This window comes from Bradyrhizobium sp. I1.14.4 (genome assembly GCF_050435825.1).
Taxonomy (GTDB): Bacteria; Pseudomonadota; Alphaproteobacteria; order Rhizobiales; family Xanthobacteraceae; genus Bradyrhizobium.
This window is the reverse complement of sequence record NZ_JBNDLA010000008.1, coordinates 294,810-320,228: the sequence shown is the minus strand read 5'-3', so window position 1 is coordinate 320,228 and position 25,419 is coordinate 294,810. Positions and strand designations below refer to the sequence as shown.

Below are 25,419 nucleotides of genomic sequence, written 5' to 3'. Positions count from 1 at the left end.
GCCGGACATATGGATGCAAGCGATCCGATCTACTCAAAAAGCTCTTGTGCCACGGGGGCCGTCCACATATGGGTCCCTGCTTTCGCAGGGACGACGAGCGGAGAAAGCGCGCACCCTCACTGCGCCAGCGGAACGTAGTCGTATTCGCCGACGCCTTGCAGGATCAAAAAAGTCAGCGACGTCGTGCCGGCGTTGGTAACGAGGTGAGGCCGGGTTGGCCTGACGGCGTAGACCTCGCCTGGCTTCAGGTTCACTTCCTGCTTCGGCTCCTGCAGGAACAGCCGCATCTGGCCTTCCAGCACATAGAACGTGTCGGAGATGTTGCTGTGGGTGTGCCACGTCACCTTCTGGGTCGGCGAGAGTTGCAGCTCCATGATGCGGAAGCCAGGGCGGGCGGCGTGCTGGGCGCGGCGCTCGACTTCGTAGAGGTGGCTGGCATCCTTGATCGGTTGTCCTGGCTTCACGGCGGCCTCCCGGAGATGTTCTTGTGGTGCGATGCTAGTCCTGTTCCCTCCCGTGAGACATCGGCGGAATTGGCATGACGGCCAGAATGCAGCAGCGTACGCAGGAGCGTAGGGCAGCCGCGACGCGTCGAATTTCCTGAAACGTGAACGCGCGGTTCAGCGAGCGTTCAGGTCGCTGCGAAAAAACTGGCTGACGCAGTTGGTCCAACTCAGCAACGCAGTTGGTCCAACTCAGCAACAAAAGGAAACTCTCATGGAACGCCGGGATTTTCTGAAGATGGCCTTCGGTGTCGCCGCTGGCGCCACGTTCGCAGCGACGGCCCAGGCGGCGCCGCTCGCGCCGCTTCCCCTCAACCAGGATGCACGGTCGCCGGTGGCCCCCGATGCGCATCCGGCCGTCACCACGGGCGACGAGGTCGGCCACCTGAAGCCCGAGCAGGTGCGCTGGCATTACGGTCACCGGGGCTGGCATCATCGGCACTGGCACCGCAGGCATTGGGGCTGGCGGCGTCGCCATTGGCGTCGTCATCACTGGCGCCGCTGGTGATAACAACTCCGGGCCGAAAAAGAAAAACCCCGCGCGAGGCGGGGTTTTGTTTTGAAGGATCAGCCGCGATCAGATCGGGCGGCAGCGGCCGTAGCGCCAGGCAAAACCGTAAGGGCAGGCGCGAACGCGCGGCGCCACCACGACGGGGCGCTCGACCACGACCGGCGGGCGCACGACAACGGCGCCCGGAGCGACGACGACGGCGCCGCGATTCCTGACGCAGCCGCCATAGGGCCCGCGATGCCAGCCGGGTCCGCAACCGCCGGCAGCATCAGCGGCGCTGATGCCGGCGAACGCGGTCGTCACCAAAACGGCTGCTGCAAAAAGATACTTCATGTCTTCTCCTTTTTATTTGGGCCGCGCTGCGGCACCGCAACAAACTTTCGTCTACCGATTCGCCCGGCCGGATCATTGCAGAAGCCGTGCCCGATGTCGCCGACCGTAATGTTGCGGCCTGAATGCGACATGAATGTTGCAGGTCGCAGCAGGTCGCAGCTGCGTCAGGGCGCTGCAAGCAGGCGCAGCATCAATTCGAAATATTTCGCTGGCGAGCAGGGAGGAGCGCACCGTGGCGAAGGGCGCGAAAATGTATCGGAGCGCGAGGCAAGTAAGAGGGTTCGCGAATGACCGCGCCGGGGCTGACTGGAAGCCGCGATTTTACTCGCCTGCGCCGAACAACGCTGCGAACCGCTTCTCGCCGTGTCGAGAGAAATTGACCACGCGGCTTCCGGGCGTCGCGTCGCGCGCGGCCCATTTCAATTCCGTGAAGCGGCCCATCATGGCAGCGCCCAGCGTGCCGGCGAGATGGTGCCGCCGCTCGCTCCAGTCGAGGCAGGCCTTGCACACCGGACGGCGCGGATGCGTCAGCGCATCGGCGTCGATCTGCAGCTCTTCGGCCATGAAACGCTTGCCTTCGCCGGTCAGCTCGATCGCCTGCTTGCTCTGGCGGACCAGCTTCTGCCGCTTCATGCTGTCGAGCATCTGCACGCCGAGATCGCCGGCGAGATGGTCGTAGCAGATGCGGGCGCGGCGCAGCGCCGGATCCTTCGGCCCGGTGCGCACGCGCATATGGCCGGCGCGGGCGGCGATCCCCTGCAGTCCTTCGAGCACATCGGCGACGTCGGGATCGCTGAGGCGATAGTAGCGGTGGCGCCCTTGCTTCTCTGGCTCGATCAGGCCGCCGGCCTCGAGCTTGGCGAGATGCGAGCTCGCCGTCTGCGGCGTGATGCCGGCCTCCTGTGCGAGCTCGCTCGCGGTCAGCGCTCGGCCGGTCATCAGCGCGGTCAGCATGTTGCAGCGTGCGGGATCGCCGACCAGAGCGGCGATCCGGGAGATGTCGGGTCCTGCTTTCATAGTTCGATGATAGCCGAAGCATCGAGGTCGGGCAAGCGGGTAGTATGCGTGAAGTAGGATCGTCGCTCCGGCGCAAGTTGCTTTGCAATTTTGTCGCGAGCTCGCAGTCGCGGCGAACAAGGAGGCCCAAATGACCGTCACCGTCTTCATCCGCTACCAGCTCGACCCGTTCAAGCGCGCGATGTTCGAGGAGTATTCGAGGAACTGGCTCTCGATCATCCCGCGCTGCGGCGGCGATCTCATCGGCTACTGGATGCCGCACGAAGGCACCAACAACATCGCCTTCGCGCTGATCTCGTTCGAAAACCTTGCCGCCTACGAGGCCTATCGCGCACGGCTGCGCCAGGACAAAGAGGGCATGGCGAACTTCAACTTCGCGGAAGAAAACCGTCTCATCCTCGCCGAGGAACGAACCTTTCTGCGCAAGGTCGAGCTATAATGGCTCCACAACATAATTTGCGGAGGCACCCATGATCGCCGTGATCTTCGAAGTCTGGCCGAAGCCGGAGCACCGGCAGCTCTATTTCGACCTTGCCGCCGAGCTGAAGCCGATCCTGCAGGAGATCGACGGCTTCATCTCGGTCGAGCGGTTCGAGAGCATCACCGAGAAGGGCAAGTTCGTGTCGCTGTCATTCTTCCGCGACGAGACCGCTGTAGAAGCCTGGCGCAACACGATCGAGCACCGCCGCACACAGGCCAAGGGCCGCGCGCGGATCTTCGAGAATTATCGGCTGCGCGTTGCGAGCGTGATCCGTGACTACGGCCTGAACGAACGCGATCAGGCGCCGAAAGATAGTCGCGCGGTCCATGAGCCGCATTGAAGCGTTTTCAAGCGAAGTGGATACCGGTTCGCGTGAAGAAAACGTCTCAAGACGAGAATCCAGAGCTTTGGTTTAATCAGAACCAAAGCTCTAGCAGCGCGAATTGCGCGTGCCTATCTCTGCGCGGCCAATGATTTTAGGGAGCGTCCAATGCCACTGCCAACTGCTGACAAACGCGCCGCCTTCAAGAAGCTGCACGAGAGCGGATGCTTTATCATTCCGAACCCGTTCGATGCCGGCAGCGCCCGCGCCCTGCAACATCTCGGCTTCAAGGCGCTGGCGTCGACCAGCGCGGGCTTCGCCTGGACCATCGCCAAGGCCGACAACCGCGTCACCGTCGACGACGTCTGCGACCACCTGACCGCGGTATGCGCGGCGGTCGATATTCCCGTCAATGCGGACTATGAGGGCGGCTTCGCGATCGAGCCCGAGAAGGTTGCGGTCAATGTCGCGCGCGGTATCAAGACAGGCGTCGCAGGGCTCTCGATCGAGGACTCCACGGGAGACGCAGCCAATCCGCTGTTCGAGCACAAGCTCGCGGTCGAGCGCATCAGGGCGGCGCGCAAGGCAATCGATGCCGACAACAGCGGCGTGCTGCTGACCGGCCGCTGCGAGGCGTTCCTGTGGGGCAAGCAGGACCTCAATCTGGTGATCGAGCGGCTGCAGGCCTATTCGGACGCCGGGGCCGACGTGCTCTATGCGCCCGGTATCAAGACAAGGGAGGAGATCTCGGCGGTCGTGAAGGCGGTGGCGCCGAAGCCGGTCAATCTCCTGATCGGCGGTGCGTCCGAGCTGACGCTGCAAGCGGTCGCCGACCTCGGCGTGCGCCGGATCAGCGTCGGCGGCGCGCTGGCGCGGATGGCCTGGACCGGCGTCATGAAGGCGGCGAAGGAGATGGCCGAGAAGGGCACCTTCACCGAATTCGCCGATGGCTATCCCGGCGGCGAGCTCAACAAGATGTTCAAGTAGACCTCACAAAAAAGCACCGGGCCGCTGGGGCCCGGTGCTCGCGCCTGGTCAGGTTCGTCAGTCGTTACTTCGAATTCTCGGCCGGCGGGGCGGCCGGCTTGTTCATGTCTGACTTGTTCATGTCAGACGGGGGGGTCGACGGGTTGGCCGGCGCCGCCCCCGTGGTCATGCCGGGTTGGCTGTTCGGCTTCGGCGTCACGTCCCGCATGCCCGGAGGGGCCCCGGCCGGATTGGTCGGCTGCGTCTGCGCGGTCTGCGCCGACGGCGTCGTGCCCGCCTCGTGCACCGACGTGTTGTTCAACCCGTAGAACAGCGCGCCGAGCACCACGGCAACCGCGACTGCGAACATGGCGATCTTGGTGGTGCTGGCCGGTCCGTCCCGGAGTTCCGGATCGGGCTGCAGCTCGTTGTCCAGGCTGTTGAAGCGCGCCTGACGGCGCATTTCGTCTTCGGTCAGGTTGGCGCGATACGGATCGTCAGGGTTGTAAGCCATAGCAAAGTTCCTCCGTTAGCACCTCAAAGCTAATCGTAGGGGACAATAGCTGGCGCGTGAGGATGTTCCGCGCCAATGTTGCAACCTGTTCATGCGGGAACCGCCGATTCCTTAGGTTCCAAACCTGTTCCATGAGGCCTTTTCAATGTGGACCATGCCGCCCACCGATTCGGTGCTGCACGTGCTCTCGTTCATCGCCGTTGCGGCGCAGTCGATGACGGCGGCGCTGGCGGCCGGCAGACGCAGCATGGATTGGGCCGGCGTCTGCATGCTCGGTGCGATCACCGCGCTCGGCGGCGGCACCATCCGCGACGTGCTGCTCGGGCATTATCCGCTGCTCTGGATCGCGCAGCCGATCTACCTTGCGATCGCCGCGGCTGGCGCCTTCGCCACCATCCTGCTGGCGCGGCTGGTGCACCGGCTCAACCTCGCATTCTTGGTGCTGGATGCGATCGGACTTGTGGTGTTCACGATGGCCGGCTGCGACGTGGCCTGGCAGGTCGACGCCTCGCTGCCGATCGTGATCGTCGCCGGCATGATCACCGGCTGCGCCGGCGGCGTGCTGCGCGACATCCTCTGCAACGAGGTGCCGCTGCTGTTTCGCAGCGAACTCTACGCCAGCGTCTCCGTAGTGACCGGACTGTTCTATGCGACTGCCTTCGGGCTGAACCTCAACCCACCGATCTGGACCGTGCTGACCTTCGCACTCGGCCTGAGCTTCCGACTGCTCGCGATCCGCTACAAATGGGAGATGCCGAAATTCGTGTTCAGCGGCGGGGAGCGGTGAGCCGCTATTTCGCCGTCCGCGCCTTCGCGACCTCATCCGCCGTCACGGCCGGTGCCGCATTGCCCCAGGCATTGCGGATGTAGGTCGCGACGTCGGCGACCTCCTGGTCGCTGAGCTTCGGATAGGCCGGCATCGAGCCCGCGTTCGGCGCGCGCGGCGTGGTCACGGTCTGCGCGCCGTCGAGAATGACGCGCAGCGTGCTCGCTGGATTGGCCGATTGCAGATTGGCGTTGCCGGGCAGCGGCGGATAGATCCGCGGCGCGCCCGAGCCGTCGAGCTCATGGCAGGCGACGCAGGCGCCGCGATAGATGTGCTCGCCGTTGCTCATCTGCGCGGGCGAGGGAGGGGCGACCTGCGGCTCCGGCGCGCCGGCGGGCAGGCTCTTCAGATAGACCGCGATCGCGTGCACGTCGGTGTCGCTCATCTTCGCGGTCGAATTGACCACCACCTCCGACATCAATGGGCCAGCATGGCTGTGCCCGTTACGGCCGCTCTGCAGATATTCAGCGATGTCGCCGGCGCTCCAGGACTTCAGCCCGCTGCGCTCGGCGCCATCGAGCCTCGGTGCGAACATGCCCTGCACCAAGTTGCCGCCGAACGCCCGGTCGCGTCTGTCGGCGCCGAACGCGTTCTTCGGCGTATGGCAGGCGCCGCAGTGGGCGAGGGCCTCGACGAGATAGCGCCCGCGATTCCATTCAGTGCCCTTGCTCTGGTCCGGCTGGATGATGCCAGGCGCAAAGAACAGGGCGTTCCAGGCGCGCATCAGCACGCGATAGTTCAGCGGCCAGCGCAGCTCCGGCGGCGGCGCCTTGTTGCTGACCGGCGCAAGCGTCGCGAGATAGGCGCGGATCGCCAGGATGTCGTCGCGGATCAGTCTTGTGAAATAGGGGTAGGGGAAGGCGGGATAATAATGCGCACCGCTCGGGGAGACGCCGCTACGCAGCGCGCGGAGGAAATCGTCGTCGCTCCAGCCGCCGATGCCGGCATCGCGGTCAGGGGTGAGGTTCGGCGAGAACAACGCGCCGAACGGCGTGTCGATTCGCTTGCCCCCGGCGAAGGGCTTTGCCGGGTCGGCCGTGTGGCAGCTCGCGCAGTCGCCGGCGATCGCGAGCGCCTTGCCGCGGGTGACAACGTCGTCGGTTGGGGCAGCGGCGCATTCGCGGGCCGCGAACGCACCGCACAACAGCAGGGGGACCAGAATCGCATCGGTCGCTCGACGTTGTCGCAGCATCCATTCACCTTCCGGTCCACAAGACGCGTTACGCCATTTCGCCGCGGGCCTGTCTTGCGACAGAAACCGAAACGGCCCTGCAATATTCCCGGCACGAAGTTGCGATTTTCGAGCGACGGGCCTTGTCGCCCAGAATTGTGCTGCGCGGGCCGAAAAATCCGACATAGACTGGTTCTAACAAGCTCGGATGACCAGCTAAAAGCAAGTCGTCGCGACCAGCGCAAAGAGGGCTAAATGGGAATCAACCAAGGGCCTATCAGCCTCGACCAGAAATACACCCAGGGCACCGGCCACGTCTTCATGACCGGGATCCAGGCGCTGGTCCGCCTGCCCATGGCGCAGATCAGACGCGACCGCGCCGCAGGCCTCAACACGGCGGGCTTCATCTCCGGCTATCGCGGTTCCCCCCTCGGCGGCTACGACCAGCAGCTGTTCGCCGCCCGCAAGCATCTCGAGCAGTACAACATCAAATTCCAGCCCGGCGTGAACGAGGACCTGGCCGCGACTGCGATCTGGGGCTCGCAGCAGCTCGCCCTCTCGCCCGGCGCCAAATATGATGGCGCGGTCGGCATCTGGTACGGTAAGGGCCCCGGCGTCGACCGCTGCGGCGACGTGTTCCGCCATGGCAATGCCGCGGGCTCCGCCAGGCATGGCGGCGTGCTCTGCCTTGCCGGCGACGACCACGGCGCAAAATCCTCCACCGTCCCGCATCAGTCCGATCACGCTTTCATCTCCGCGCTGATGCCCTACCTCTACCCCTCCAGCATCCATGAAATGATCGAGATGGGCCTGTTGGGTATCGCGATGTCGCGCTACTCCGGCTGCTGGGTCGGCATGAAGGTGATCACCGAGACGGTCGAGACCACGGCCGAGATCGACCTCACCGACGAGATGACGCCGTTCGTGATCCCGACCGATTTCGAGCTGCCGCCGGGCGGGCTGAACATCCGCTGGCCCGACGACCGTTTCGAGCAGGACCGCCGGTTGCAGGACTACAAGGGCTTTGCCGCGATCGCCTTTGCCCGCGCCAACAAGGTCAACCGCATCACCATGGATTCGCCGAACGCGCGCTACGGCATCATGGCTTCCGGCAAGAGCTACGAGGACATCCGCCAGGCGCTGCGCGAGCTCGGCATCACGCCGGAGATCGCCGCCAAGATCGGCATCCGCCTCTACAAGATCGGCATGCCCTGGCCGCTGGAGCCGGAAGGCGTCCGCAACTTCGCGGTCGGCCTCGAGGAAATCTTTATCGTCGAGGAGCGCCGCGAGATCGTCGAGAACCAGGTCAAGCAGGAGCTGTTCAACTGGCGCGACGACGTGCGTCCGCGCATCGTCGGCAAGATGGACGATCACGACAAGCGCTTCCTGACCTTCGCCGCCGAGCTCAGCGTGGCTTCGCTTGCGAGCTCGCTCACCGAACGGCTGCTTCGACTTAATCTCAATCCTGAAATCGCCGAAATGCTGCGCGCCAAGGCCGACTGGTTCAACGGCCGCCAGTCGTCGCAGATGCAGGCGACGGCACCCGTCAGCCGCACGCCGTATTTCTGCTCGGGCTGCCCGCACAACACCTCGACCAAGGTGCCGGAAGGCAGCCGGGCGCTCGGCGGCATCGGCTGCCACTTCATGGCGCTGTGGATGAACCGATCGACCGAGACCTTCACCCATATGGGCGGCGAGGGCGTGCCGTGGGTCGGCATCGCGCCGTTCACCAACGAGAACCACATCTTCGCCAATCTCGGCGACGGGACTTATTTCCACTCCGGCATTCTCGCGATCCGCCAGTCGATCGCCTCCAAAGCCAACATCACCTACAAGATCCTTTACAACGACGCCGTCGCCATGACCGGCGGCCAGCACCACGACGGCGATCTCTCGCCGCAGCAGATCACTTTCCAGCTCCACGCCGAAGGCATCCGCGAAATCTATTTGGTCTCGGAAAATCCGGGTTCTTATCCGGCCGATACCATCGCGCCCGGCGTCAAGCTGTTCCATCGCGACGAGCTCGAAAACGTCCAGAAGATGTGCCGCGACACCAAGGGCACGTCGGCGATCGTGTTCGTACAGACCTGCGCCGCCGAAAAGCGACGCCGCCGCAAGCGCGGCCTGATGGAGGATCCGGCGCGCCGCGTGCTGATCAATCCTGCGGTCTGCGAAGGCTGCGGCGACTGCTCGGTGCAGTCGAACTGCATCTCGGTCGAGCCGCTGGAGACGGAATTGGGGCGCAAGCGCACCATCAACCAGTCGACCTGCAACAAGGACTATTCCTGCGTGAAGGGTTTTTGCCCGTCCTTCGTCACGGTCGATGGCGGAACCCTCAAGCGTCGCGCGCCCACCGAGCTCGGCGATATCGGCGTCTTGCCGGAGCCGGCGTCGAAGCCGGCACTCGACCGGCCCTACAACATCGCGGTCGGCGGCGTCGGCGGCACCGGCGTGCTGACCATCGGCGCGCTGCTCGGCATGGCCGCGCATATCGAGGGCAAGGCCTCGATGATCCTCGACATGTCCGGCCTTGCGCAGAAGGGCGGCGCAGTGCTCAGCCATGTCCGGCTCTCCGAGCACACCGCCGACGTCACCTGCTCGCGCATCGTGACCGGCACGGCCGATCTCGTCCTTGCGGCCGACGAAGTCGTTGCGGTCTCAAAGGACACCATCACGCTGTGCGATGCGAGCCGCACCGTCGGCATCATCAACAGCCACATCATCCCGACCGCGGACTTCATCCTCGACCGCGACTTCAACTTCCAGAGCCGCAAGGTCAACAGCGTGCTGGAGACCGAGCTGCGCAAGGACTCCGCCTTCTTCGACTTCACCAAGCCGGCTGAAGCGCTGCTCGGCGACAGCATCGCCACCAACATCATGATGATGGGCTTTGCCTATCAGCGCGGGCTGCTGCCGCTGTCGGCCGAGGCGATCCAGCAGGCGATCGAGGTCAACGGCGTCTCGATCAAGATGAACACGCAGGCGTTCCAGCTCGGGCGTCTGGCCGCCGCCGATCCGACACGGCTCGCCGCGATGATGAAGGGGCAGGATGACGACGTCGCGCCGGTCAAGTCGCTGGATGCGATGTCGCTCGACGAGATCATCACCCATCGCATGACGCTTCTGACCGGCTATCAGAACGCGCGTCTGGCAAAACGCTACCGCAAGCTGGTCGATCAGGTCCGCGAGGCCTCCACCAAGGGCGGCCATGGCGAGGCGCTGCCGCGCGCGGTCGCGATCAACTACGCCAAGCTGCTCGCCTACAAGGACGAGTACGAGGTGGCGCGGCTGTTCACCGACGGCCGCTTCGAAAAGCAGTTGCGCGACCAGTTCGAGGGTGACTTCAAGTTCAGCTTCAATCTCGCGCCGCCGATCCTCGGCGGCGGGCTCGATGCGCAGGGTCGTCCGAAGAAGCGTGCCTTCGGTTCGTGGATGATGTCGGCCTTCAAGGTGCTGGCGAGATTCCGCTTCCTGCGCGGCACGCCGCTCGACATCTTCGGCTACAACGCCGATCGCAAGCTCGAGCGTGATCTGATTGCGGGCTACGAGAAGGATGTCGCGACGGTGCTGGCTCTTCTCTCGCCGCTCAATCACGACATCGCGGTCGAATTGCTGTCGCTGCCAGATCGCATCCGCGGCTACGGTCCGGTGAAGGAGAAGGCGATCAGCGAGGCAAAAGTTCGCTACGCGCAACTCGCCACCGACCTCGCCAACCCGCCGCCCGCGCCGCGGCAACTGGCGGCGGAGTAAGTCTAGCTACATATTCAGTGTCGTCCCGGGCAAGCGAAGCGTGACCCGGGACCCATAACCACAGGGTCGTGTTGTTAGATCGAACTGTGGCCCCAGCGTTGCGCAGAGACGAACATCGGTGGTTATAGGTCCAGGCCTTTGCCGGGACGACATCTCTTTTGGGGCACGCACATTGCGCGCTCGCCGCAGTCTCGCCTGACGGAATATTTCCGCGCTTGCCAAGGTCGCGCCGTCGGTTCAGAAAAACGCTGGAGCCAGGAACGCCAGCGGAGAAAGATTTGACCATCAAGGGCAAGGCCTACATTGCCGGGATCTACGAACATCCCACCCGGCACGCACCCGATAAATCAACAGCACAGCTTCACGCCGAGGTCGCCAAGGGCGCGATCGAGGATGCCGGGCTTACCAAGGACGACATTGACGGCTATTTCTGCGCCGGCGACGCGCCGGGCGGGCTGTGGCCGATGGTCGACTATCTCGGCCTCAACACCAAGAAGCTGCGTCACATCGACTCCACCGAGACCGGCGGCTGTTCCTATCTGATCCATCTCGGCCACGCCGCCGAGGCGATCGCCGCGGGCAAATGCTCGGTCGCGCTGATCACGCTGGCGGGCAAGCCGCGCACCGGCCCGATGCCGCCGCGCGCATCCGGCGCCGAGGCAGATTTCGAATCCGCTTACGGGGCTACCACGCATAATGCCTACGGCATGTGTGCCATGCGCCATATGCACGACTACGGCACCACCTCCGAGCAGCTCGCCTGGATCAAGGTCGCGGCCTCGCATCACGCGCAATACAATCCGCATGCGATGCTGAAGGAGGTCGTCACGGTCGAGGACGTACTGAACTCGCCGATGATCTCCGATCCGCTGCACCGGATGGATTGCTGCGTCGTCACCGACGGCGGCGGCGCGATGATCGTCACCACGCCGGAGATCGCCAGGAGCCTGAAGAAGCCGCTGGTGCGGCTGATCGGCCATGGCGAGGCGGCGAAGGGCCCGCGCGGCGGCAAGGACCTTGACCTGACTTATTCGGCCGGCGTGTGGTCCGGCCCGCGCGCCTTCGAGGAGGCGGGCGTGACGCCGAAGGATATCAAATACGCCTCGATCTATGACAGCTTCACCATCACCGTGCTGATGCAGCTCGAGGATCTCGGCTTCTGCAAGAAGGGCGAGGGTGGCAAGTTCGTCGCCGACGGCAATCTGATCTCGGGCGTCGGCAAGCTGCCGTTCAATACCGATGGCGGCGGCCTGTGCAGCAACCATCCTGTCAATCGCGGCGGCATGACGAAAATCCTCGAGGCGGTGCGCCAGTTGCGCGGCGAGGCGCATCCGAAGGTGCAGGTGAAGAACTGCGATCTCGCGATTGCCCACGGCACCGGCGGTCTGCTCGGCGTTCGCCACGCCGCCTCAACCTGCATTCTGGAGCGTGCGTGATGTCTGAAGCGAAGAAGTACAATGCCCCGGTGACCAATCCGGAGACAGCCCAGTTCTGGGAAGCGGCGAAGGCGGGCAAGTTCATGATCAAACGCTGCACCACCTGCGGCGAGGCGCATTACTTCCCGCGCGCGATCTGCCCGTTCTGCTTCTCCGACAAGACGGTGTGGGAGGAGTCGAGCGGCGAGGCCACGGTCTACACCTACAGCCTGATGCGCAAATCGCCGACCGGCCCCTATGCGATCGCCTATGTGACGCTGAAGGAAGGTCCGTCGCTGCAGACCAACATCGTCGATTGCGATCTGGAGCAGGTGAAGATCGGCCAGAAGGTCAAGGTGGTGTGGAAGCCGACCGACGGCGCCCCGCTGCCGTTCTTCACGCCGGCGTAAGAAGTATCTTTCCCCCTTGCGGGGGAAGGTGGCAGCCGAAGGCTGCCGGAAGAGGGGTGTCTCTCCACGAATAGAGTCTTTCCGCGGAGGCAACCCCTCTCCCAAGTGAGCTTGTTGCGCGACCGGTGCAGCCCTCTCCCGCAAGGGGAGAGGGCACAATGACGGGCAGCGCCGAAGAAAGAACAGTTCGGGGAGAAAACAACAATGCCAATCGTGTACGAACAGCTGATGGCCCTGAAGAATCTCGGCCAGAAATACAGCTACACCGATCGCGACGTGATGCTCTATGCCTATGGCATCGGCCTCGGCGCCGATCCGATGGACGAGAAGGAGCTCGCCTTCGTCAACGAGGGCGTGCTGACGCCGCGCCCGCTCAGGGTGGTGCCGACCTTCGCGTCGGTCGCGGCCTGGGGCGCCGGTCCCGGCGAGATGAACCTGAACCGCGTGATGGTGGTCGACGGCGAGCGCGACATCACCTTCCACAAGCCGTTCGCGACCGCAGCCCACATCACGGCCGACTCGACCGTGCTCGACGTGTTCGACAAGGGCAAGGACAAGGGCGCGGTGATCCGCCACCAGACCGTGCTGAAGGACGAAAAGGGCGATAAGCTCGCCACCCTGGTCGCCTCGCGCTTCGCCCGCGGCGATGGCGGTTTCGGCGGACCGTCCGACGGCCAGCCCGAGCCGCACAAGGTGCCGGAGCGCGCACCCGACAAGATCGTCGACATCACGACGCGGCCCGACCAGGCGCTGGTCTACCGGCTCTGTGGTGACCGCAATCCGCTGCACTCCGATCCCGAGTTCGCCAGGAAGGCCGGCTTCCCGCGGCCGATCCTGCACGGCATGTGCACCTACGGCATCACGTGCCGCGGCGTGCTGCAGACCTATGCCGACTACGATCCGTCCGCCTTCAAGCAGCACGTGGCGCGGTTCTCCTCGCCGGTGTTTCCCGGCGAGACCGTGACCATGGAGCTGTGGAAGGACGGCAATGTGGTGTCGTTCGAGGCCAAGGTGAAATCGCGCGGCGTCACCGTGATCAAGAGCGGCAAGACGGTGCTGGCGTAAGCGGCGAGGGCGGTGCGCTCCCTCGCCCCGCTCTTGCGGGAGAGGGTTGGGGTGAGGGGCTCTCACCGCGAACTGCGACAGTGGTGAGACCTGTACCTCCTCACCCGGATCGCATCTGGCGATGCGATCCGCACCTCTCCCCGCAAGCGGGGCGAGGTGAACAAGAAAGAACAACAACGGAGAAACGACCATGGGATTACTCGACGGCAAGGTGGCGCTGATCACAGGCGCCGGCGGCGGACTTGGCGAAGCCTACGCAAAGCTGTTTGCGCGCGAGGGCGCGGCGGTGGTGGTCAACGATCTCGGCGGCCCGCGCGATGGCTCGGGCTCGGACAAGTCGATGGCCGACAAGGTGGTCGACGCGATCAAGGCGGAAGGCGGCCGTGCGGTCGCCAACGGCGCCGACATCTCGACCTTGGCCGGCGGCCAGTCGGTATTCGATGATGCCATCAAGCATTTCGGCCGCGCCGACATCCTGGTCAACAACGCCGGCATCCTGCTCGACGAGACCTTCCACAAGGCCAAGGAAGCCAACTGGGACAGGGTGATCAAGGTGCATCTGAAGGGCACCTTCTGCTGCACCCAGCCGGTGTTCAAATGGATGCGCGACAATGGCGGCGGCGTCATCGTCAACACCTCCTCGACCTCGGGCCTGATCGGCAATTTCGGCCAGACCAATTACGGCGCCGCCAAGGGCGGCATCTGGGGCCTCTCCAACGTGCTGGCGATCGAGGGCCGCAAGTACAACATCCGGATCTGGACCCTGGCGCCCGGCGCGCTGACCCGCATGACCGCGGACCTGCCGCGCTACAAGGAGAATCCCGGTGCGGCGCTCGGACCGGACGGCATCGCACCGGCCGTGCTCTACATGGTCAGCGACTTGTCGGGCGACCAGACCGGCAAGGTTCTCGGCGTCTCGGGCCCGCGCGGCGTCCGCGAGATGCGGATGATGGAAATGCAGGGCTGGAAGCCGCCATTTACCGGGTGGAAGGCCGAGGACATCGCCACCCACGCCAAGGAGATCTTCTTCTCCGAGGAGCAGATCAAGATGGGCGCGCGGCGGTTTTAGATGATAAACGTCGTTCCGGGGCGATGCGCAGCATCGAATCCCAATGCGCAATTGCGCATTGTGGAACTTCGAGAATCCCCGGTGCGCGATTGCGCACCTGAGGTCCGATGCTGACGTATCGCCCCGGAATGACGGACGAGAGGATAGACCCGCCCATGACAAAACTCACCGCCCAGGCCGCAGGAACCTTTGCGATCGCGCCGACCCCGTTCCACGACGACGGCCGCATCGACGAGGCATCGATCGATCGGCTGACCGATTTCTACACCGAGGTCGGCTGCGACGGCGTCACGGTGCTGGGCATTCTGGGCGAGGCGCCGAAGCTCGATGCCGCAGAGGCGGAGCAGGTCGCGCTGCGCTTCGTCAAGCGAGCTAAAAAGCTGCAGGTGATCGTCGGCGTCTCGGCGCCGGGCTTTGCGACGATGCGCTCGCTGGCGAAGAAGTCGATGGACGCGGGCGCCGCCGGCGTCATGATCGCGCCGCCGCCGCATCTGCGCACCGACGACCAGATCATTGGCTATTTCAAGCAGGCGCAGGAAGCGATCGGCGACGATATTCCCTGGGTGCTGCAGGACTATCCGCTGACGCTGACGGTGGTGTTCACGCCCGCCGTGATCCGCAAGATCGTGATGGATTCGCCGTCCTGCGTGATGCTCAAGCACGAGGACTGGCCGGGCCTGGAGAAGATTTCGACGCTGCGCAACTTCCAGAAGGACGGCTCGCTGCGGCCGCTGTCGATCCTGGTCGGCAATGGCGGCTTGTTCCTCGATTTCGAGATGGAGCGCGGCGCCGACGGCGCGATGACGGGCTATGCGTTCCCCGAGCTCCTGATCGACGTTGTCAAGCTGTCCAAGGCCGGCAAGCGCGATGCCGCTCATGATCTGTTCGACGCGCATTTGCCGCTGATCCGCTACGAGCAACAGCCGGGCGTCGGCCTCACCGTGCGCAAATACGTGCTGCAGAAGCGCGGCATCATCTCCTCCAGCGCGCAGCGCAAGCCAGGGGCGGTGATCACGCCGCAGGCGAGGGTGGAGGTCGACTATCTGCTCTCCCGCGTCGCGCGCGTCGACCGCCGCGCCAATCTGCAACCGCAATCCAGCGCAGCAGGCCAGTGATGACCGAGATCGTTGCCCCGCGCCTTGCGTCGACCGTGCTGTTGCTGCGTGACGGCACATCATCGGGTGAGATTGAAGTCTTCATGATGGTCCGCCATCACCAGATCGAGTTCAACTCGGGTGCGCTGGTGTTTCCGGGCGGCAGCGTCGACAAGAACGACAAGGAGATCGCGGCCAATCCCGCGCTCTATTCGGGCGCGCAAGCGCTCGACGGCGACGCGCTCGGCTTCCGCATCGCGGCGATCCGCGAGACCTTCGAGGAGAGCGGCATCCTGCTGGCACGGTCGCAGGGGGCGACGGATCTGGTCGACGCCAAGCGTGCGAACGAGATCGCGACCGCACACCGCGCGGCCTTGAACGAAGGCAAGATCACCTTCCACAAGGTGCTCACCGACAACGGCATGGTGCTGGCGCTCGACGAGCTCGTGCCCTATGCGCACTGGATCACGCCGGAGGGCATGCCGAAGCGCTTTGACACCTGGTTCTTCCTGGCCGCGGCGCCGCCCGAGCAACTCGGCGCCCACGATGGCAAGGAATCGACCGACTCGATCTGGGTGTCGACGCGCGAGGCACTGGAAGGCGGCGAAACCGGCCGCTTCAAGCTGCCGTTCCCGACCACGCGCAACCTGATCAGGCTCGGCAAGCAGCCGAATGTCGGTGCCGCGCTCGCCGACAGCAAGGGCAAGTCGATCGTGGCCGTGATGCCTGTGATGACCAAGACCGCCACCGGCCGCCAGCTCCGCATCCCCAAGGAAGCGGGCTACGACGGCGAGGTGTTCGAAGTCGGGGCGATGGGGTAGTTCCGCCATCCTAAGAGATCGAGAGGGCATGACGCACGGCGGCGCAACACACTCGATGTCGTCCCGGCGAAGGCCGGGACGACGATGGGAAAGAGAATCGCCCCTCCATATTTCGGCCTATATCGAAATATCATCACTTCCGGCGATGTAGTTTCGTCTCAATCATCGAGACGGAATCCCTGCCATGACCGCCACGACGCCGCACCAGCCGAACATTGGCTTTGAGCTGGCTCTGCTGCTCGCGCTCGCCGCCCTCTGGGGCGGCTCCTACACCTTCATCAAGCTTGGCGTCGCGACCATCCCGCCGATCACGCTGATCGCGGCGCGCACTGCGATCGCAGGGCTGCTGCTGCTTGTCATCATGCGCATGCGCGGCGTGACGATGCCGACGGATGGCGCGACCTGGCGCCGCTTCATCTTCCAGGCCGGCCTCAACAGCGTGATCCCGTGGACGCTGATCGCCTGGGGTGAGCGCTTCGTCGATGCCGGGCTCGCCACCATCCTCAATTCGGCCTCGCCGATCTTCACCTTCCTGTTTGCCGCCGCGATCACCCGACATGAGGCCGCGAGCCCGCGAAAGCTGTTCGGGGTGATCGCTGGCATGGCCGGCATCTGCCTGATCGTCGGCGTCGACGCGTTCCGCGATCTCGGGGAGGGGATCGTGGCCGAGGTCGCGATCGTGGCCGCCACGATCTGCTACGCCTGCGCCGCGATCTTCAGCCGCGGCTTCAAGGGGCTCGATCCGATGGCGCCGGCCGCCGGTTCGCTGATCGCGGGCGCCGCGATCCTGATTCCGCTCAGCCTCGCCGTCGAACGGCCCTGGACGCTGTCGCCGTCGACCAGCTCGCTGCTCGCATTGCTGGCACTGGCCGTGTTCTCGACCGCGATCGCGTTCGTGATCTACTTCCGCCTGATCCAGACCCTCGGTTCGGTCGGCACCACCGCGCAGGCTTACTTGCGGGTGCCGATCGGGGTTGCGCTCAGCGTGACCTTCCTTGGCGAACGGCTGAGCCCGACGGCGTGGATCGGCCTCGCCGGTGTCGTGATCGGCGTCGCCGCGATGACGATTCCGGCCCGAAGGATCTCTACGGCCTGAGGTCATCGCCGCGATGACAATCCCAGCGCCGAAGACCGCAACCGCCCGAAGTTTCGCCTGCCGAAACCGGCGCCTTGCTGCCGCCGGGCAAGCCCGGCATCCTGTCGGCAACGAGATCACAGGGCGGGAACAGGACGATGCCGCGGCGGATCAGCCTCATTGCGGGTGTGTGCGTGGCGTTGCTGGCGATGGCCGACGTGGTGTGCGCGCAGGACTTCCCGAGCCGGCCGATCCGCATCGTCATTCCCTATGCGCCGGGCAGTGTCGCCGACGTGTTCGCGCGCATCATCGCGCAGGACATGCAGGAGCGGTGGAAGGGCACGATCGTCGTCGAGGCCAAGTCCGGCGCCAACGGATCGATCGCGGCCGAGGAGGTCGCCCGTGCCGCCCCCGACGGCTACACGTGGCTGCTGGTGACGACCTTCTTCACTGCAAGCCCGGCGCTGAACACGCAGCTGCGCTGGGATCCGGTCAAGGACTTCGTGCCGGTCGGGCAGATCTGTCTCGCCCCGAACTTCTTCATCGTGCCGACGTCGTTGCCGGTGAAGACGGTCGCCGACTATGTCGCGCTCGCCAAGGCCAAGCCGGGCACGCTGAACTACAGCCATCCCGGCAAGGGGTCGACCGGCCATCTCGGCTTCGAGCTGTTCAAGCGCCTCGCCGGGATCGACGTCACGGCGATCGGCTACCGCGGCTATCCGCAGATGGTGCCCGATATTGCGAGCGGCCTGATCACCTCGAGCTTCCTGTCGGCCAACCAGGCGTTGGCGCAGGTGCAGTCCGGCAGCATCAGGATCATCGCCGCGATCAGCGACGGCCGCTCGAAGTATTTCCCCGACGTGCCGACCATGGCCGAGCAGGGCTTTGCGGAGGCGCAGGTGACGCCGTGGTTCGGCTTCGTGCTGCCCGCCGGCACGCCGCAGCCGGTGATCGAGCGCATCAGCACGGCGCTGGAAACGGCGCTGGCCTCCGCGGAGGTGCGGAAGAAGCTGGATGTCGCCGGCTGCGACGCCAGGAGCGCGCCGCTCGGGCACTTCGCCGATATCATCAAGGCGGACGTTGCGCTCTGGGCCAGGCTGGTCAAGGAGGCCGGCATCCCGCCGGACTGAATCCCGCGGCCTTGTGCCGGAATCGGCCACCGGCGGTTGCCAGGGTGACACCGGTCACACCGCCGGCCCGGTCCTTCAGCATGTTTCCCCAAAGCCCGTAATTTCCCGTATATTGGGGCGCATTGGACCCCGGCCTTGATGACATGACCGCTGAATTGCCGCCGAATTCGCAAGCGCCGCGTGCGTTCTCCCTCTCGATTGGCCAGCTTACGTTCGGCAGCTTCCTGCTGGTGCTGGCTGTGATCATCATCACATCCACGGCCAGCGTGATCGCGATCCGCCACATCGATACGACCTTTGCCGAGCTGCAACGGCTGCAAAGCGTCGGCGACATCGCCGAGGATATCGACCGTCGCACCAACGATCTGCGGCTGGCGGCGCGGGACTTCGTCACCGAGCCCGGCAACCAGTCGGCCCAGGTCGCGCAGGCGGCCCAGTCGCTGAGCGAGATCCTGAAAAAGACCCGGATCGAGCTGGCGCCCGAGCAGCAGGACATGATCGACGGCGTCACGCAGCGGCTGGCCACCTATCGCGGCGGGATCGAGCGCATCTCGGCGTTGCTCAGCCGCCGCGCCGAGATTGTCGCCGGGCTGCCGCCGTTGCGCGACGCCTTCGACAAGGCGGTCGCCGACAGCAATGATGCGGCGCTCGCCAACACACTGTCGCAGATCCAGAGCCGCGTTGCCACCGCGCTCTTGGCGCACAACACGTCCGCCGCCGAGCAGGCGGCGCAAAGCATGCGGGCGATGACCATCGCCGATCCGACCCTGCGCAACGCCGTCGATGATTATGCCAAGGCGATCACCGCGATTTCGGTGCGCGAGGGCCAGATCGCCGACATCGACCGCGAGGTGCTCGGCGCCGAAGGCCGCCTGATCCAGAAGGTCACCGAGCTGTTGCGCGAGCTCAGCTCGCGTCGCGGCCATGTGCTGTCGCGCGATTTTGCGCGGACGCTGGCCGAAGCAAAGTGGCAGAGCATCGTGCTCGGTACGGCGGGTGTTCTGATCGGCCTGTTCGCCTCGGTGCTGGTGGTTCGCCGCACCGTCCGCCCGCTCGCCAGGATCGCCGGCTCGATCCGCAAGGTCGCGGGCGGCGAGAAGAGCGCGTTCATCCCCGGCGCCGATCTCGACAACGAGATCGGCGATATCGCACGCGCCGCCGAAGTGTTCCGCCAGACCCTGGTCGACGCCGACAGCGCGCGCGAGGCGGCATTGCGCGCGCTGGCCGAGCAGCGGCTTGCCGAGGAGAGTTACCACAAGCTGTTCGAGGCGTCGGTGGAAGGCATCTACGTCACGACGCCGGGCGGCGCGCTGCTCAACGCCAATCCGGCGCTGGCGCGGATGATGGGCTATGCCACGCCGCAGGACCTGATCAAGGGCATCGATGACATCGCCTCCACCGTCTATGTCGATCCGGCTGCGCGGGAGCAATACCAGCAGCTGATGCAGCGCGATGGCACGGTGCGCGACTACGAGTATCAGGTGCGCTCGCGCGACGGCACCGTGCTGTGGCTGTCCGATTCCGCGACCGTCGTGCGCAACGACGAAGGCGAGGTGATCCGCTATGAGGGCACGGTGCGCGACATCACCGACCAGAAGCGCGCGGAAGATGCGATCGCCGAAGGCCGCCGGATGTTGCAGATGGTCATCGACACGGTGCCTGCCGTCATCAACGTCAAGGAACGCAACCTGCGCTACGTGCTGATGAACCGCTACATGGCCGGAATCTTCGGCATCGAGCCGCAGGACGCGATCGGCCAGACCACCGCCGAGCTGATGTTGCGGTATGGCGCAGCCAAGACCGATGAGAACGACAAGCGCGTGCTTTCAGCGCGGCGCGAACTTGGCTTCTATGAAGAAGAGTACAAGGACGCCGCCGGCAACATGCGGCAATGGCTGGTCAACAAGCTGCCGATCCTCGACGCGCAAGGCGAGATCGAGAACATCGTCACGGTGGCGCTCGATATCGGCGACCGCAAGCGCTCCGAGCAGGAGATGCGCAAGGCGAGGGATTCCGCCGAGGCTGCACTGCGCAATCTGCGGGAAACCCAAAACTCGCTGATCGAGGCCGAGAAGCTCGCCGCGCTCGGCCGCCTGGTGGCCGGCGTCGCCCATGAGGTCAACAATCCCGTCGGCATCAGCCTGACGGTGGCGTCCGCGCTGGAGCGCAAGACCGCGAATTTCGCGACCCAGGTCGAGCGCGGCGACCTGCGGCGCTCCAGCCTCAACGATTTCCTGAATACGGCGCGGGACGCGTCGTCGCAGCTCGTCGCCAATCTCAACCGCGCCGCCGAGCTGATCCAGTCGTTCAAGCAGGTCGCCGCCGACCGCAATTATTCGGACCAACGTACCTTCGATCTCGGCGATCTCACCGAGCAGGTGGTGATGAGTTTGCGGCCCGGCCTGCGCAAGCACAACCTGACGCTCAACGTCGATTGCGAGCCGAACTTGATGATGAACTCGTATCCGGGACCGTATGGCCAGGTCCTGACCAACCTGTTCCTCAACGCGGTCGCGCATGCGTTCCCGGACGGCAAGGCCGGCGAGGTCGATATCCGGGTTCACCCAGCCGGCGGCGACAATGTCGAGGTGATCTTCGCCGACAATGGCTGCGGCATGAGCCTAGACGTGCGCCGCCGTGCCTTCGATCCGTTCTTCACGACGCGGCGCGATCAGGGCGGCACCGGGCTCGGGCTGCACATTGTCTACAGCATCGTCACCACGCGTCTCGGCGGACGGCTCTCGCTCGATTCTGCGCCGGGCAACGGCACGCGCATCCAGATGATCCTGCCGCGCGTCGCGCCGTTGGAGCAGGCCGCGGAATAGCAAATTGCGCGTCTGACGAAGCAGTGGCGTCGCTTCAATCAGCGAGCATCAGGCCTTCCACTCCAACGATCGCTCTCCGATCGTCTCGCATTGCCGTGGTGGAAATCCGAAACTTGACGGGTTGACCGTTCTTGTGTCGGCCGACCGCGGTGACCGTGTCCGGCAGTGTCTTAGTTCCCGACGCGACATACCTCGCGAAGCCATCTCGATGGCAAGCATGAGACGGCTGCGGGATGATTAATTCCAGCGAGCTTCCGATGGCCTCAGGCTGAGTGAATCCAAAGAGATGCTCGGCGGCGCTGTTCCAATGGCTGATGATCCCGTCTCGATCGACCCTGACGACTGCCGTCATTTCGTGTTGCCTCAGAGTGTACTTCGCCTGTTGTTGTCCAGCGCGCTAATTGATGTCCGCGAGCTTGTGCAGGGTTGCGCCGAAGATCAGGCTTGCCTTGCCGACCAGCGCGGTCCCACTCATGGTGCCGCGGGTATCGGTGAAGGTGCCGGAGACGCCGATGCCGACCGGCGCGGGCCCGCCGAACAGCGGGTTGTCGGTGTCGCGCGGCGTGGTGTGGCGTTGCACAAGGACCTCGCCCTTGAACGCGTCACCCTTCACCGTGTAGCTGCCAGTGTAGTATAGATAGGCGTCGCCGCCCAGAATCTGGCCGTCGCGGAAAAGAATGACGCCGCTGCCCTTGCCGGCGCGACCGTCCAGCAGGGTGACGTGAATTGAGTAAAGCCCGTTCTTCATGACGTCCCGTTTGCCGGCCGCCGCGCCCACGGCAAGCCGGTCAGGTTTTTATGCCAAAGCGAGCAACCGAGCGCAACGCGGCAGGTTGTTCAGAGTTGTCTGAAGTTGGCGCGGACCCTCGGTTTCCGCCAGCTAGTGTGACGGCGCGATGACAGTGGGCCAAACGCGCGAATCAAAGTGGCCCGCGAAATGCATGGCTCTGGTTGCACTGGCTGGTGAGTGCTGGAGCAAACATATGTCTGACTGGATTGAATCCGGCGGCCGTTGGGCGCGCCCTCGCAATTCAAGTGGAACTTCGGCCCGTCGTGCGGGCCATATGATCGCGTCTCTCGGATTGATGACGTTGGTGTTGGCCGCGGGCATGCCAATCGCACAGGCACGCGATCCCGACGGCCGCTACGCCAATTCGCCGCTCAAGGAATGGTTCGACAGCCTGCGCAGCGGCAAGGGGCCGTGCTGCTCGGATGCCGACGGCAGCGCGGTCAGCGACGTCGATTGGGAATCCAAGGACGGGCACTATCGCGTGCGCCTCGATGGGACGTGGATCGACGTCCCCGATGAAGCCGTGGTCACCGAGCCCAACCGGGCCGGCCGCGCCATGGTCTGGCCGATCAAGAGCTACATGGGCGTGACGATCCGCTGCTTTATGCCGGGCAGCATGACATAGCGCTGCGGACCGTCGTTCACGCGTACTTCTTGTCGCGCTCGAGCAATTCGATCGAGATGCCCTGCGGGCCGCGGATAAAGCAGATCCGTACGCCGGGGCGGATCGTGGTCGGCTCCTTGGTGAATTCGACGCCCTTGGCCTTGAGCTCGGCCGCGACCGCGTCGATGTCCTTCACCGTCAGCCCGAAATGATCGAGCCCTTGATAGGGCGTCACCGGCGGCGCATTGACGCCGTCGCCCTGCGTCACCTCAGCGATGAACACCTTGGCGCCGCCGAGTTGGACGTCGATGCGGCCGGGCCCACGGATGATCTCGCCGCCGAGAATGTCGCGCAGCCAGGTCGCGGTGGCGTCGGGATCGGGACTGCGCAGATGGACGTGGTCCCAGGTGACGACAGGCATTGCGATCTCCTTGTTGTTCTCGCGCCGCATGGATGCGCGGCACTCGCTCTCGGGCGGCGCGAATTTAGCGAGCGGCCAGCCGTGATGCCATCCCTCCATGCTGCCTGCCGCAAGATTGTCGTCCCGGAATGAAACCATTCAGGCCGTCAGCGATTGTTCTTGCGTGGCCGCTCGACCTGCGGCCGTCCCGGAAGCCGCACGGTGTAGCGCCTGTGGCTTCCTTGGTGTGTGGCGGCCTGATCAAGCTGCCAAGGTGAGGGCACGACGATGCGGATCGGCTTGGCGTCGTTTCGGAGGATGGCCGCCGGACGTCTCGGTGAGGGCGGCCTCTACGCCAGCCTGCTGCTGCCGTTGATCGCGCTCGCGGGGATCGGCGCATGGTTCATGCTCCCTGAGCCGAGCGACGCTGGAGACCAGGATGTCTGGCCGGTGTCTTCCGCCGTCGTCCGCACCGCGCAGAATGCCGCGACCGGTGCGCAACCTGCCGAGCCTACAAAGGACGTGGCGGCCGCACCCGCCGATGAGCCGGCCACGGTCGGGGTGGCGGCCGCCCCGCCGGCCGAAGAGGAGGCCAAGCCCTCGGAGCCAGGCTCCGAACGGTTGTTGCCCGTCGACAAGCTGCGGATCGCCTCGCAATCGTGGCGGCGCGGCGGGCTGGGGTCAAAAGTGCTGGTCACCATGACGCTGCGCAATGCCAATGATTTCGCGGTGAAGGACATCGAGATCGCCTGTGCCTTCATCCGCAGTGACGGCAGCCCCCTGACCGAGCGCAAGCGGCTGATCCCGGACACCATTGCCATGAAGAGCCGCAAGACCTACTCGCGGATGTTGATCGGGTTCGTAAACGTTAACGCAGACAAGGCGAAATGTTCGGTCGTGACGGCCAGCCGCCTCTAAACCCTCATCCCGAAAAAGTGACCGGGAATTGACTTGCCGGGTGAACCGTAACGACCGGGCAGGAACTAACTAATAAGCCGACCGTTAGTGAACGACCCGGGAGCGCGGATGGCGACTATCCGGGTGATCATGCGCAGACGATGAATTCGCTGCGCGATGGCTGATGTCATCGCGCAGAAATGAACCGCGCCCGCTGCGCGCGGGGGGAGCCACCGAAATGCCAGTAGCGCGTTATTTCCTATTCGTTGGTGGCGTGCTGCTTGCGCTGCTCTTCGTCGTCAACGCCATCGTGCCGCAGGAGGGCGTGGTCACCGGCCAGAACCAGAGCCTGTCGTCGCCCGACGTCGGCAAGACCCCCGACGTCGGCAAGACCATGGTGCGTATCAAGTCGACCCAGAAACTGCCGGAGCGGGTGGTGTACGACACCAACCTGCCGACCATCGTTCCGTCCCAGGTGAACGCCGTTGCCGCTGTGGTTCCGCCGGCCGACCGCGCCGCGTCGGCGCAGGCCCGCGTCCGCAATACGTTCGCCCAGTTCATTCCGCCGGAAAAGGCTGACGCGCACAAGGGCGCGGTCGTGGCCGAGGCGAAACCGTCCGAGCAGCCGGCGGCCCAGCCGCAGGCGCCGAAGAAGCGCAAGGTCGCGCGCTACCACGTCCATCCCCAGCAGCCGATGCGGCTGGCACAGCCCGGCATGTATCAGCCCTATCGCGTCGCGCAGCAGCAGCCGCGCATGGGCTTCTTCGGCGGCTTCGGCACCTGGTAAGAAGGGGCCGCCGCAGTCGGCAATCGATATACCGCCGCAAACGCTTGCGGCGGCATTTTCATGTCCGCGATGCCAGGCGGGTCGCTGGATGCGTGAAGCAAGCGCGTCAAAACAAGAATCTGGAGCTTCGGTTCGGATCGAACCAGAACCGAAAATGCGTTAGCGCGGCAGGCGCGGAATCTTGTCGGCGAAGCCGTTGTAGCAGGTCAGCCGCTCGTCCTCTTCCTTCACGAACCGGCATTCGCTGACGCCCTTGGCAGGAGCGGCCTTCGGCTTGGGCTGCGGCTTGAAGATCTCGTCGTAGCAGATCAGCCGCTCCTTGGTGGCGTCGTCGATGTCCTGGCAGGCCTGGAGCTTCTGGGCGACCGATTGCGGCTTGCCCGGCGCCGGCGGCTTCTCGCCCTTCTTGGCCGCCGACTTCTTGCCGACCTGGACCAGCGGCTTGTCGCCGACCATCGGCTGCGAGGCCGCCGGCGGCTTGTCGGCGGCGGGGGGTGGAGGAGTGGTGGCTGGAGTGGTGCCTTGGGCGAGCGCGGCAGCCGGGCACAAGAGCGCCAGCGCGAGGATGATATGTCTCATGTCGAAAATGTCCGAAATGGCGTGATGACCGGAAGGATGGCGCCGGGGATCGGAAAAGTCCGGC

The 25,419-nt window shown here is 64.9% G+C and carries 27 protein-coding genes; 18 read left to right on the top strand and 9 right to left on the bottom strand.

Going from position 1 to position 25,419, the window contains the following annotated elements; translation table 11 throughout:
* Nucleotides 1–116: 116 nt before the first annotated feature.
* Nucleotides 117–464 (bottom strand): cupin domain-containing protein, encoded by a 348-nt coding sequence (locus tag ABIB78_RS19360; protein ID WP_429027399.1) that lies wholly within the window; start codon nucleotides 462–464, stop codon nucleotides 117–119.
* A gap of 253 nt (nucleotides 465–717) precedes the next feature.
* Here ABIB78_RS19360 and ABIB78_RS19355 point away from each other — a divergent pair, with 253 nt between their 5' ends.
* Nucleotides 718–1,011 carry a twin-arginine translocation signal domain-containing protein gene (locus tag ABIB78_RS19355; RefSeq protein WP_429027397.1) on the top strand — a complete coding sequence of 98 codons (294 nt, stop codon included), beginning with the start codon at nucleotides 718–720 and terminating at the stop codon, nucleotides 1,009–1,011.
* A 69-nt stretch (nucleotides 1,012–1,080) separates the two neighbouring features.
* Here the strand turns inward: ABIB78_RS19355 and ABIB78_RS19350 are convergent, their stop codons facing one another.
* Both ABIB78_RS19350 and ABIB78_RS19345 read right to left on the bottom strand, forming a co-directional pair.
* Entirely contained in the window at nucleotides 1,081–1,347 is a 267-nt protein-coding gene (locus ABIB78_RS19350; RefSeq protein WP_194460875.1) for a GCG_CRPN prefix-to-repeats domain-containing protein, read from the bottom strand.
* A 321-nt stretch (nucleotides 1,348–1,668) separates the two neighbouring features.
* Nucleotides 1,669–2,364, bottom strand: coding sequence for an ArsR/SmtB family transcription factor (locus ABIB78_RS19345; protein ID WP_429027395.1), 696 nt, complete (start codon nucleotides 2,362–2,364; stop codon nucleotides 1,669–1,671).
* Nucleotides 2,365–2,494: 130 nt separating this feature from the next.
* Between ABIB78_RS19345 and ABIB78_RS19340 the strand changes: the two genes are divergently transcribed.
* The 3 genes from ABIB78_RS19340 (at nucleotide 2,495) to ABIB78_RS19330 (ending at nucleotide 4,154) form a co-directional block, all read left to right on the top strand.
* Complete coding sequence (locus ABIB78_RS19340; protein WP_429027392.1) at nucleotides 2,495–2,803, top strand: NIPSNAP family protein; 309 nt, start codon at nucleotides 2,495–2,497, stop codon at nucleotides 2,801–2,803.
* A 31-nt stretch (nucleotides 2,804–2,834) separates the two neighbouring features.
* Complete coding sequence (locus ABIB78_RS19335) at nucleotides 2,835–3,185, top strand: antibiotic biosynthesis monooxygenase family protein (protein ID WP_429027390.1); 351 nt, start codon at nucleotides 2,835–2,837, stop codon at nucleotides 3,183–3,185.
* 150 nt (nucleotides 3,186–3,335) lie between these two features.
* Nucleotides 3,336–4,154 (top strand): isocitrate lyase/PEP mutase family protein, encoded by an 819-nt coding sequence (locus tag ABIB78_RS19330; protein WP_429027387.1) that lies wholly within the window; start codon nucleotides 3,336–3,338, stop codon nucleotides 4,152–4,154.
* Between the two features lie 64 nt (nucleotides 4,155–4,218).
* Here ABIB78_RS19330 and ABIB78_RS19325 read toward each other — a convergent pair whose 3' ends face one another.
* Nucleotides 4,219–4,647, bottom strand: coding sequence for a hypothetical protein (locus ABIB78_RS19325; RefSeq protein WP_429027385.1), 429 nt, complete (start codon nucleotides 4,645–4,647; stop codon nucleotides 4,219–4,221).
* 145 nt (nucleotides 4,648–4,792) lie between these two features.
* Between ABIB78_RS19325 and ABIB78_RS19320 the strand changes: the two genes are divergently transcribed.
* Nucleotides 4,793–5,434 (top strand): trimeric intracellular cation channel family protein, encoded by a 642-nt coding sequence (locus ABIB78_RS19320; protein WP_429027383.1) that lies wholly within the window; start codon nucleotides 4,793–4,795, stop codon nucleotides 5,432–5,434.
* A 4-nt stretch (nucleotides 5,435–5,438) separates the two neighbouring features.
* On the opposite strand, the gene ABIB78_RS19315 is transcribed toward ABIB78_RS19320, so the two are convergent.
* Nucleotides 5,439–6,665 (bottom strand): cytochrome c, encoded by a 1,227-nt coding sequence (locus ABIB78_RS19315; RefSeq protein WP_429027380.1) that lies wholly within the window; start codon nucleotides 6,663–6,665, stop codon nucleotides 5,439–5,441.
* 234 nt (nucleotides 6,666–6,899) lie between these two features.
* Between ABIB78_RS19315 and ABIB78_RS19310 the strand changes: the two genes are divergently transcribed.
* From ABIB78_RS19310 to ABIB78_RS19265, 10 genes are all read left to right on the top strand, one after another.
* Complete coding sequence (locus tag ABIB78_RS19310) at nucleotides 6,900–10,394, top strand: indolepyruvate ferredoxin oxidoreductase family protein (protein WP_429027378.1); 3,495 nt, start codon at nucleotides 6,900–6,902, stop codon at nucleotides 10,392–10,394.
* A 278-nt stretch (nucleotides 10,395–10,672) separates the two neighbouring features.
* Nucleotides 10,673–11,830 (top strand): thiolase domain-containing protein, encoded by a 1,158-nt coding sequence (locus ABIB78_RS19305; RefSeq protein WP_429027376.1) that lies wholly within the window; start codon nucleotides 10,673–10,675, stop codon nucleotides 11,828–11,830.
* Nucleotides 11,830–12,219: a Zn-ribbon domain-containing OB-fold protein gene (locus ABIB78_RS19300; RefSeq protein ID WP_429027374.1), complete on the top strand. Its 390-nt coding sequence runs from the start codon at nucleotides 11,830–11,832 to the stop codon at nucleotides 12,217–12,219. The genes ABIB78_RS19305 and ABIB78_RS19300 overlap by 1 nt, the downstream gene beginning before the upstream one ends.
* Nucleotides 12,220–12,423: 204 nt before the next feature.
* Complete coding sequence (locus ABIB78_RS19295) at nucleotides 12,424–13,284, top strand: MaoC/PaaZ C-terminal domain-containing protein (RefSeq protein WP_429027371.1); 861 nt, start codon at nucleotides 12,424–12,426, stop codon at nucleotides 13,282–13,284.
* A 190-nt stretch (nucleotides 13,285–13,474) separates the two neighbouring features.
* A complete protein-coding gene (locus ABIB78_RS19290) occupies nucleotides 13,475–14,353 on the top strand; it encodes an SDR family oxidoreductase (RefSeq protein WP_429027369.1) in 879 nt (292 codons plus the stop codon).
* A gap of 155 nt (nucleotides 14,354–14,508) precedes the next feature.
* Nucleotides 14,509–15,468 (top strand): dihydrodipicolinate synthase family protein, encoded by a 960-nt coding sequence (locus ABIB78_RS19285; RefSeq protein ID WP_429027367.1) that lies wholly within the window; start codon nucleotides 14,509–14,511, stop codon nucleotides 15,466–15,468.
* Entirely contained in the window at nucleotides 15,468–16,268 is an 801-nt protein-coding gene (locus ABIB78_RS19280; protein ID WP_429027365.1) for an NUDIX hydrolase, read from the top strand. The genes ABIB78_RS19285 and ABIB78_RS19280 overlap by 1 nt, the downstream gene beginning before the upstream one ends.
* A gap of 184 nt (nucleotides 16,269–16,452) precedes the next feature.
* Nucleotides 16,453–17,364, top strand: coding sequence for a DMT family transporter (locus ABIB78_RS19275; RefSeq protein ID WP_429027363.1), 912 nt, complete (start codon nucleotides 16,453–16,455; stop codon nucleotides 17,362–17,364).
* A gap of 137 nt (nucleotides 17,365–17,501) precedes the next feature.
* Nucleotides 17,502–18,473, top strand: a complete 972-nt coding sequence (locus ABIB78_RS19270; protein WP_429027361.1) for a Bug family tripartite tricarboxylate transporter substrate binding protein — start codon at nucleotides 17,502–17,504, stop codon at nucleotides 18,471–18,473.
* A gap of 143 nt (nucleotides 18,474–18,616) precedes the next feature.
* Nucleotides 18,617–21,298 carry a PAS domain S-box protein gene (locus ABIB78_RS19265; protein WP_429027360.1) on the top strand — a complete coding sequence of 894 codons (2,682 nt, stop codon included), beginning with the start codon at nucleotides 18,617–18,619 and terminating at the stop codon, nucleotides 21,296–21,298.
* A 34-nt stretch (nucleotides 21,299–21,332) separates the two neighbouring features.
* On the opposite strand, the gene ABIB78_RS19260 is transcribed toward ABIB78_RS19265, so the two are convergent.
* Together ABIB78_RS19260 and ABIB78_RS19255 are read right to left on the bottom strand one after the other, a co-directional pair.
* Complete coding sequence (locus tag ABIB78_RS19260) at nucleotides 21,333–21,650, bottom strand: PAS domain-containing protein (RefSeq protein WP_429027358.1); 318 nt, start codon at nucleotides 21,648–21,650, stop codon at nucleotides 21,333–21,335.
* A 45-nt stretch (nucleotides 21,651–21,695) separates the two neighbouring features.
* Complete coding sequence (locus ABIB78_RS19255) at nucleotides 21,696–22,046, bottom strand: GrlR family regulatory protein (RefSeq protein WP_429027355.1); 351 nt, start codon at nucleotides 22,044–22,046, stop codon at nucleotides 21,696–21,698.
* A 316-nt stretch (nucleotides 22,047–22,362) separates the two neighbouring features.
* Here ABIB78_RS19255 and ABIB78_RS19250 point away from each other — a divergent pair, with 316 nt between their 5' ends.
* A complete protein-coding gene (locus ABIB78_RS19250; RefSeq protein WP_429027354.1) occupies nucleotides 22,363–22,713 on the top strand; it encodes a hypothetical protein in 351 nt (116 codons plus the stop codon).
* Between the two features lie 16 nt (nucleotides 22,714–22,729).
* Here the strand turns inward: ABIB78_RS19250 and ABIB78_RS19245 are convergent, their stop codons facing one another.
* Entirely contained in the window at nucleotides 22,730–23,113 is a 384-nt protein-coding gene (locus ABIB78_RS19245; protein ID WP_429027426.1) for a VOC family protein, read from the bottom strand.
* Between the two features lie 267 nt (nucleotides 23,114–23,380).
* Between ABIB78_RS19245 and ABIB78_RS19240 the strand changes: the two genes are divergently transcribed.
* Both ABIB78_RS19240 and ABIB78_RS19235 read left to right on the top strand, forming a co-directional pair.
* On the top strand, nucleotides 23,381–24,010 hold the full coding sequence (locus tag ABIB78_RS19240) for a hypothetical protein (protein ID WP_429027352.1): 630 nt from the start codon (nucleotides 23,381–23,383) through the stop codon (nucleotides 24,008–24,010).
* 217 nt (nucleotides 24,011–24,227) lie between these two features.
* Nucleotides 24,228–24,776 (top strand): hypothetical protein, encoded by a 549-nt coding sequence (locus ABIB78_RS19235; protein WP_429027351.1) that lies wholly within the window; start codon nucleotides 24,228–24,230, stop codon nucleotides 24,774–24,776.
* Between the two features lie 159 nt (nucleotides 24,777–24,935).
* Here ABIB78_RS19235 and ABIB78_RS19230 read toward each other — a convergent pair whose 3' ends face one another.
* Nucleotides 24,936–25,355, bottom strand: a complete 420-nt coding sequence (locus ABIB78_RS19230) for a hypothetical protein (RefSeq protein ID WP_429027349.1) — start codon at nucleotides 25,353–25,355, stop codon at nucleotides 24,936–24,938.
* Between the last annotated feature and the right edge of the window lie 64 nt (nucleotides 25,356–25,419).